The 8713-nt window shown below is 68.8% G+C and carries 7 protein-coding genes; 3 read left to right on the forward strand and 4 right to left on the reverse strand.

What is annotated here, in order from left to right; translation table 11 throughout:
• Positions 1-3664 (reverse strand): glutamate synthase large subunit (gene gltB / locus DBR34_RS16750; protein WP_258224034.1); only part of this gene is annotated, 3664 nt, incomplete at its 3' end.
• 177 nt (positions 3665-3841) lie between these two features.
• Entirely contained in the window at positions 3842-4243 is a 402-nt protein-coding gene (locus tag DBR34_RS16755; protein ID WP_128097637.1) for an I78 family peptidase inhibitor, read from the reverse strand.
• 135 nt (positions 4244-4378) lie between these two features.
• Between DBR34_RS16755 and DBR34_RS16760 the strand changes: the two genes are divergently transcribed.
• The gene (locus DBR34_RS16760) at positions 4379-5443 is read left to right on the forward strand and encodes a DNA topoisomerase IB (protein WP_128097638.1); all 1065 of its coding nucleotides are present in this window, start codon (positions 4379-4381) and stop codon (positions 5441-5443) included.
• Positions 5444-5452: 9 nt separating this feature from the next.
• Here the strand turns inward: DBR34_RS16760 and DBR34_RS16765 are convergent, their stop codons facing one another.
• Positions 5453-5794, reverse strand: a complete 342-nt coding sequence (locus tag DBR34_RS16765) for a hypothetical protein (RefSeq protein WP_128097639.1) — start codon at positions 5792-5794, stop codon at positions 5453-5455.
• A 158-nt stretch (positions 5795-5952) separates the two neighbouring features.
• Here DBR34_RS16765 and DBR34_RS16770 point away from each other — a divergent pair, with 158 nt between their 5' ends.
• Complete coding sequence (locus DBR34_RS16770) at positions 5953-7062, forward strand: SDR family oxidoreductase (RefSeq protein ID WP_181394054.1); 1110 nt, start codon at positions 5953-5955, stop codon at positions 7060-7062.
• A gap of 100 nt (positions 7063-7162) precedes the next feature.
• On the opposite strand, the gene DBR34_RS16775 is transcribed toward DBR34_RS16770, so the two are convergent.
• Positions 7163-8341, reverse strand: a complete 1179-nt coding sequence (locus DBR34_RS16775) for a serine hydrolase domain-containing protein (protein ID WP_128097640.1) — start codon at positions 8339-8341, stop codon at positions 7163-7165.
• Between the two features lie 201 nt (positions 8342-8542).
• On the opposite strand from DBR34_RS16775, the gene DBR34_RS23560 reads away from it, so the two are divergent.
• The coding region (locus DBR34_RS23560; protein ID WP_258224035.1) for a BlaI/MecI/CopY family transcriptional regulator at positions 8543-8713 on the forward strand (171 nt) is incomplete at its 3' end.

The following is an 8713-nucleotide window of genomic DNA, read 5'->3' on the forward strand; positions in this document are numbered from 1 at the left end:
CCATCTGCGTGGCCAGGCTGTCCGGCGATTCGTACAGGCGCTGCGCGGCGCAGTGGCTGCCTTCGTACGTGGCCGGGTTGAGCAGGCGCGACAGGTCCACCTTGACCCCGGGGCGCGGGGAAACCTCCAGCTGTTGCAGCAGGTCGGTGCGGCCCACGATCTCGTCCAGCGAACGCACGCCCAGGTAGGACAGCCAGCCACGCACTTCCTCGGCCAGCAGGCGGAAGAAGTTCTCCACGCGCTCGGGCAGGCCGGTGAAGTACTGCGCGCGCAGGCGCTCGTCCTGGGTGGCCACGCCGGTGGCGCAGTTGTTGAGGTGGCAGATGCGCAGGTACTTGCAGCCCAGCACGATCATCGGCGCGGTGCCGAAGCCGAAGCTGTCCGCGCCCAGCAGCGCGGCCTTGATCACGTCCAGGCCGGTCTTCAGGCCACCATCGGTCTGCAGCAGGGTGCGCCCGCGCAGGTCGTTGGCCACCAGTGCCTGGTGCGACTCGGCCACGCCCAGTTCCCACGGCACGCCGGCATAGCGGATCGAACTGACCGGGCTGGCACCGGTGCCGCCGTCGTGGCCGGACACGGTGATCAGGTCGGCGCCGGCCTTGACCACGCCAGCGGCAATGGTGCCCACGCCCGCATGACTGACCAGCTTCACCGACACCAGCGCGTCCGGGTTGACCTGCTTGAGGTCGTAGATCAGCTGGGCCAGGTCTTCGATGGAGTAGATGTCGTGGTGCGGCGGCGGTGAGATCAGGCCGATGCCCGGCTTGGCATAGCGCAGCCGCGCGATCAGCTCGTTGACCTTGTGGCCGGGCAGCTGGCCGCCTTCACCGGGCTTGGCGCCCTGGGCGACCTTGATCTGCAGCACTTCGGCGTTGACCAGGTACTCGGCGGTGACGCCGAAGCGGCCCGAGGCCACCTGCTTGATCTTGCTGCGCTTCTCGGTCCCGTAGCGCACCGGGTCTTCGCCACCTTCGCCGGAGTTGCTGCGCCCACCGAGCCGGTTCATGGCAATGGCCAGCGCTTCATGCGCTTCGGGCGACAACGCGCCCAGGCTGATCGCGGCGGTGTCGAAGCGGCGGAACAGGTCTTCGGCCGGGGCCACCTGGTCCAGCGGCGTGGGCGTGGGCGCGGCCTTGAGCTGCAGCAGGTCACGCAGCGCCGACACCGGGCGGCCGTGCACGGCCTCGCAGTAGCGCTGCCAGTCGGCGGCATCGCCACTGCGCGCGGCGCGCTGCAGGGTCATGACCACGTCCGGGTTGTACATGTGGTATTCGCCGCCGTGCACGTACTTGAGCACGCCGCCCACGTCCGGGCGCAGCAGGTCGTTCCAGGCACGCACGGTGAGTTCGCGGGCTTCGTCGTCCAGGCGCGCAAAGCCGACGCCGGCCACGCGCGAGGCGGTGTCCGGGAAGCACAGGTCAACCACTTCGTCGTCCAGGCCGACGATCTCGAACAGCTGCGCGCCGCGGTAACTGGCCACGGTGCAGATGCCCATCTTGGAGATGATCTTGGACAGGCCCTTGTAGATGCCCTTGCGGTACCGGCGGCCGATCTGCGACTGCTCGCCGCCCTTGCTCAGCTGCAGGATGCCGCGCCGGCCCAGGTCGAACAGGGTCTGGTAGGCCAGGTACGGGTACACCGCGGTGGCACCGAAGCCGAGCAGGCAGGCCATGTGGTGCGCGTCGCGTGCGGTGCCGGTTTCCAGGATCAGGTTGACGTCGCAGCGCAGCCCGGCGTTGGACAGGTGGTGGTGCACCGCGCTGGTGGCCAGCAGCGCATGCACCATCGGCCGGTCGGCGACCGGGTAACGGTCGCTCAGCAGCAGCATCACGATGCCCTCGCGGGCGGCCGCCTCTGCCTCGGCGCAGATGCGCTCGATGCCCGCCTTCAGGCCTTCGTCCAGGCTGTAGGACAGGTCGATCAGGCGGTTCTTCTCGACGTACTGCTCCATCTTGATCAGCTGGCGCAGCTTGCGCTGGCTGAGCACCGGCGAATTGAGGATGACGTGGTTCACCGTCTCCGCACCGGCATGGAAGATGTTGGTCTCCTTGCCGAGCTGGGTGGTCAGCGACATGACGCAGTCTTCGCGCAGCGGGTCGATCGGCGGGTTGGTGACCTGCGCGAACGCCTGGCGGAAATAGTCGTACAGCGGGCGGCTGTGCTGGCTGAGCACGGCCATGGGCGTGTCGTCGCCCATCGAGCCGGTGGCTTCCTGCTCGGTCTCGGCCAGCGGCCGCAGGATCTGCTCGACCTCTTCGGTGCTCAGCTGGAACAGCTTGTGGTAACTGCGCAGGGTGCGCTCGTCGAACGGTTCCTCGACCAGCGACGGATCGATCAGCTCGGTCTGCAGGTAGGTCACGCCCTGCTGCAGCCACTGCTTGTACGGCGCGCGGCCACGGTTGATGCGGTCGATGGCATCGGAGTCGAGCAGGTCACCGCGCTTGAGGTCGATGGCCATCATCTCGCCCGGGCCCAGCTTGCCCTTGCGCACCACGCGCTCGGCCGGCACTTCCCACACGCCCGCCTCGGAAGCGACCAGGAAATGGCGGTCGGAGGTGAGCATCCAGCGCGCCGGGCGCAGCCCGTTGCGGTCCAGCGTACAGGCCGCATAGCGACCGTCGCAGGCCACGATGCCGGCCGGGCCGTCCCACGGCTCGCTGTTGAGCCCGTAGAACTCGTAGAACGCGGCCAGGTCGGGGTCCTTGAACTCCAGCGACTGGGTAGCCGGCGGCACCAGGATGCGCAGCGCCTGGATCAGCTCCATGCCGGCGCTGACCATCAGCTCGAGCATGTTGTCCAGGCTCTGCGAATCCGAGCCGTGCATGGAGATCACCGGGTCGAACTGGCCGATGTCGAAGCGCGGCGTCTTCCACACCTTGCTGCGCGCCTGCGCCCAGCGGCGGTTGCCTTCGATGGTGTTGATCTCGCCGTTGTGGGCGAGCATCCGGAACGGGTGTGCCAGCGGCCAGCGCGGCAGGGTGTTGGTGGAGAAGCGCTGGTGGAACACGATGGCGCTGGAGGCCAGGTCGTTGCGCTGCAGGTCCACGTAGAAGCGGCTCAGCTTGTCCGGCAGCACCATGCCCTTGTAGCTGATCGCGTTCGGGCTGAGCGTGGTGACGTAGTAGTCGGCGTGCTCGCGCAGCTGCTGTTCGCTGCGGCGGCGGGCCAGGAACAGGGCCAGGGTGAAGGTGGCCTCGTCCTGCTCGGCACCGGCATCGACGAACACCTGTTCGATGCGCGGCAGGGTGTCGCGGGCCAGTTGCCCGCACACGCTCGGGTCGGTGGGCACCAGGCGCCAGCCAACCGGTCGACAGCCGGCATCACGCAGCTGCTGTTCCAGGGTGTCGCGGCAGGTCTGCGCGGCCGCATCGTCGTGCGGCAGGAACACCACGCCGGCGGCGAACCGCGCCCCGAGGCTGAGCCCGGCTTCGGTGGCAAGTGCCTTGAGGAACACGTCGGGGCGGCGCAGCAGCAGGCCGCAGCCGTCGCCGGTGATGCCATCGGCGGCCACGCCACCGCGGTGGGTCATGCGCGAAAGCGCTGCAATGGCGGTGTCCACCAGCAGTCGGGACGGCTGGTCGTCGAGCTGGGCAACCATGCCGAAACCACAGGCATCGCGCTCATCTTGCGGGTCGTAAAGCCCTTGGCGGTTGCGGGGGGCCATCTCTGCCTCAATGTCGGGTGAGCGGCGACACTCGTCCCCGCTCAATCCGTTGAGCGCATCTGGAGGCACCGGATGACTCGACTAGATCACAGTTGCTGCAACGCCGCAATACACGGTTGCAGGCGCAACCAAACCCCTTCAAAAACCGCCTGGAACCGAGGTTCCAGGCGTCCCTGTTCAGCCGCAGCGCAGGCCGCTGATCGCGCCCTTTTCGTCCACTTCGATGTTCAGTCGTTCACCGACGAACTCCATCGTGGTCATGTCGTTGGGCTTGAGCACCCGCAGCTGCTTGGCGCTGGCGTCCTGCTGGGCCTGGCTGCCGATTTTGTCGCTGTAGGCCTGGCCGACCAGGCTCTGCACCTGGGTGGCATCGCAGGTGCCGACCGGCGGCGCTTCCAGCGCCTTGCCCGCTTCATCGGTCGGGGCTGCGGCGGCTTCGGCGGCCTTCTGGGCATGGGTGCCCACGGCTTCCTGCTCGTCCATGGGCGGCGCCTGGCAGGCGGCCAGGACGAGCAGGGCGGGAATGACGGCCACAAGGCCAATGGAACGCCGCAGGCGGCGGAACGACAAGGACGGCATCGAAACTCCAGACATCGAACCAGGAAACCTTGGAGGATATCGCCAAGCGGGGCGTGAGGTGTTCGTGTTGTGTTATTGACGCGCCCTCGCACCCGCACCGGGTATCACTGCAGGCCCTTACCGCCGCGTCCTCCGATGAGCCCCACCCGTCGCGTTACCCCCGAAGTCGCCGCCGCCCGCGAGGCCGGCCTGCGTTATGTCAGCGATGAGATGCCGGGCCTGCAGCGGCGGCGCGCCGGCAAGGGCTTCAGCTACCGGGACGCCGATGGCGCGGCGGTGCGCGATGCCGCCACCTTGGCCCGGATCCGCGCGCTGGCCATTCCGCCGGCCTACACCGATGTGTGGATCTGCGCGCTGCCCAATGGCCACCTGCAGGCCACCGGGCGCGACGCGCGCGGGCGCAAGCAGTACCGCTACCACGCCGACTGGGCGCGGGTGCGCGGGGACGGCAAGTTCGACCGCATCATCGCCTTCGGTACCGCACTGCCGGTGCTGCGCCGCCGCCTGCGGCGCGACCTCAAGCTGACCGGCTTCCCGCGCGACAAGGTGCTGGCCATCGTGGTCGCTCTGCTGGCGCAGACGCTGGTGCGCGTGGGCAATGAGGTATACGCCCGCGACAACCGCTCCTACGGGTTGACCACGCTGCGTAACCGGCACCTGGCGCTGGTCAAGGGCGGGCGTGCGCAGATGCGCTTCCGCGGCAAGTCCGGACAGGCCCATGAGGTGGACGTGGATGATCGCCGCCTGGTGACGCTGATCCGCGGCTGCCAGCAGCTGCCCGGGCAGGCGCTGTTCCAGTACCGCGATGACGAGGGTGCGGTGCAGCCGGTGGATTCGGGCATGGTCAACGACTACCTGCACGACGCCATGGGCGAGGATTTCAGTGCCAAGGACTTCCGGACCTGGGGCGGCACGCTGGAAGCCATCCGCCAGTTGGCCATCACCGAGTTGCCCGAACCTTCGAGCGAACGTGCGCTGGCGGCGTTGCAGAAGCAGGTGGTGTGCGAGGTGGCGACCCTGCTGGGCAATACGCCATCGGTGTGCAGGAAGTCCTACATCGATCCGTGCGTGTTCGATGGCTGGCGCGCCGGCTCGCTGAAGGCGCTGGCAGGCCTGCGCGGCGAGCGGCAATGGGAGCAGGCGACATTGAAGGTGCTCAAGGCCGCACGGCGCACGGTCAAGCGCGCGCGGGCGGCCTGAGCGGGTCGATCAGCCGCAGTAGAGCGCGGTGATGTTGTTGGTGCGGCCGGTTTCGATGGTCAACCGCTCGCCGCCGGTTTCCGCGCCCGGGGTCGGGTTGGCGGCGCCGCTGGCGGTGGGGCCGCTCTCGGCGCGCTGCCCACGCACCACGTTCACCTGCAGGCTGTCGCTGTCCACGCGGGCGCGCTCGATGGTGGCCGCCGATGCGGCCAGCCCGACCGCACCGCGCACCTTGTCCACGTGGCACTGCCCGGAGATCACCCCGTCGATGGGTTGCACCTGCGCCACCGGGGTGCTGCTGCAGGCGGAAAGGGTGGCCAGGGCGGCCGCGGCGAAAAGGGTGCGGTACATGGGGTGACTCCAGCAGGTTTTCCGGCCTGCAGCGTGACCCGGCACGCGTATGCGGCGGATGAAGCCTGCACGGTTTGCCCACATTGCACTCACTTTGCGTGGCCGCGCGGTTGGCCACACTGCCTGTGCACTTGAACGCTTTCGCAAAGGAGCCGCAGATGGCCACCCGCAAGACACGCACCCCCGCCACTTCCGCCGCCGCCGACAAGGCCGCCAAACCCCAGGCCGAGCGCGCCCCGGTGGTAAAGACCGCCACCCGCAAGGCGGCCGCGAAAGACCCGCGCGCTGCCCGCGTGGCCGCGCGCCAGCGCCGCCTGCAGGACCAGGAGAAGGCCAAGGATGCACGCGTGGCCAAGCAGGCCGCCAAGAAGCAGGTGGCCAAAAAGGCGACCAAAAAGGCCACCCAGGCCGGCGCGCGCAAGCAGCCCGAACGGATGCCGGCGCAGCAGATCGCCAAGCCGGGCAATGAGCATGAACTGGCGCTGGCCCCGCGCTTCCTTGCCCCCGATTACAAAGGCAGCGGCAAGCTGGCCGGCAAGCGCGCGATCATCACCGGGGCCGATTCGGGCATCGGCCGCGCGGTGGCGGTGCTGTTTGCCCGCGAAGGCGCCGACGTCGCGGTGCTGCACCTGGATGAAGCGGCCGATGCCAAGGTCACCCGCCAGCATGTGGAGGCCGAGGGCGGCCGCTGCGTGGTGATCGCCGGCGACGTGCGCGATCCGGCGTTCTGCACCAAGGCGGTGAAGCAGGTGGCCAAGGCCTTCGGCGGCATCGACATTCTGGTGAACAATGCGGCTTTCCAGCTGCACTGTGAGCGCCTGGAAGACCTGGAGGACGCGCACCTGCAGGAAACCCTGCAGACCAACATCGGTGGCTACATCCAGATGGCCCGCGCGGTGCTGCCGCACCTGCAGGAGGGCGACTGCATCATCAATACCGGGTCGGAGACGGGCCTGTTCGGCAGCAAGGCCCTGATCGACTACTCGGCCACCAAGGGCGCCATCCACGCCTTCACCAAGGCGCTGGCCAGCCAGCTGCTGCCGCGTGGAATCCGGGTCAATGCGGTGGCACCGGGACCGGTCTGGACGCCGCTCAACCCGGCGGACAAACAGGCCGCCGACGTGGCCGAGTTCGGCAAGGACAGCGACATGGGCCGCCCCGCGCAGCCGGAGGAACTGTCCCCGGCGTATGTGTTCCTTGCCTCGCCGGTGACCGCCAGCTACATCAGCGGGGTGATCCTGCCGGTGATGGGCGGGCCGCGCGGCTGAGTCCGGCGCGGTCGCACTGCAAGGCTGGCGCGTGCGATTTCCGCCGCGTCAGCCGCCGGTGGGCGGATGGGACTGAGCAGGTCACCTCACCGACGCAGACTTACGGAGTTGCCGTGCGCTTCGTCGATGGCCGGCTGGCATCGGTGGTCGGCACGCCGGTCCGCGCAACGCCCTGAGGGCTGGGCGGGCGGCCGTAGAACGCGGCGATCGGCGCGATGAAGTCCTGCGGGTTGGCGCCGACCAGGTTGGTCAGCACGACCACCGCCAGCTGGCGCTCGGGATACACGATGAACGCCGCGCGTGCGCCGCCCATGCCACCCACCTGCAGGTCGGGTGTGGTGCCCATGATCGGCCAGCCGGCCGACCAGGCGCCGGGCTCACCGTTGTTCAGGCGTTCGGGCGTCCACATGCGGCGCACGCCCGTGGTCTTGAGCAGCTGCCCCTGCGACAGCGCGATGATCCAGCGGCCCACCTCGTCGGCGGTGGTGAGCATGCCGGCGCCGGCCCACAGACCCGGTGACAGGTCGTAGAACCAGTGCGACAGCCGTTGCGGTGCATCGGCGGCGTCGGTCTTGCGGGGGAACCAGCTGTAGATGGTGGCCGCATCGGCCACCAGGTCGTAACTGTCGCCGAAGGTGGTGCGTGGCATGCCGACCACGTCGAACTGATGCCGGGCCATGTACTGCGGGTACGGCATGCCGGCCTGCCTGGTGATGATCCGCGCCAGCAGCACGTAGTTGGTCTGGTTGTACCGGTGACGCTCGCCCGGCGCTGCCTCCACCGGCAGGGCGGTCACCTGCGTCCACGCCTGCTGTTCGGTGCTGCCGCCCAGCAGCCCCTGCGCATCGAGGATGTCCGGCAGCCCGGAGGTGTGGTCGAGCAGCTGGCGTACCTGCACCTTGCCCCACGCGGGCGGCAGCTCGTCGAGGTAGCGCGACACCGGTGCCTGCAGATCCACGCGCCCGGCCTGGGCCAGCTGTGCCATCGCCACCCCGGTAAACGACTTGGTGGCCGAGTTGAGCGGGAACCGCGTGTCGCGCGTGGCGGCCACGCCGTTCTCGACATTGGCCAGGCCATAGGCCTCGGACAACACCAGCTGGCCGTCCTTGACCACCGCGATCTGCAGGCCCGGAATATGCCTGGCCTGCATCGTGTCCTGCACGAACCGCCGGGCCTGCGCGTTGGCAGGCTCCCAGGCGGTGGAGGGGGCGGCGAAACCTGCCAAGGGCACAACGAGCGCGGCCACCAGGACGGTGGTGCGGAGGGCACTGAAACGCATGCAGCTTTCCTTGGGCGGGTGCACCGGTCGCCGCGCGCCGGTGGAGCGGGGACAGTCCGGGCTCGCAGGTTTGGATGCGGCGGCGGCCGAAAAGGTTTAACCGGCGGGGGCGCGACCGTTCGTCGGCACGCGCCGTCCGGCACTTGACGACAGTTGTAGTCACTGGCACGGTGGCGACACGTGTAGTCATCGGAGTGTGTCATGCGCGGCAAAACCATCGGGGACCAGGAACTGGCCCTGTTGCAGTACGTAGCAGAACAGGGCGGCGCCACCGTAGGCGAGGTAGCGGCGGGGTTTGGCGAAGAACGCGGGCTGGCCCGCTCGACCGTGCTGACCATGATGGAACGCCTGCGCGGCAAGGCCTATCTGCAT

The sequence above is a fragment of the Stenotrophomonas sp. HMWF003 genome, from assembly GCF_003061285.1.
Classification (GTDB): domain Bacteria; phylum Pseudomonadota; class Gammaproteobacteria; order Xanthomonadales; family Xanthomonadaceae; genus Stenotrophomonas; species Stenotrophomonas maltophilia_AP.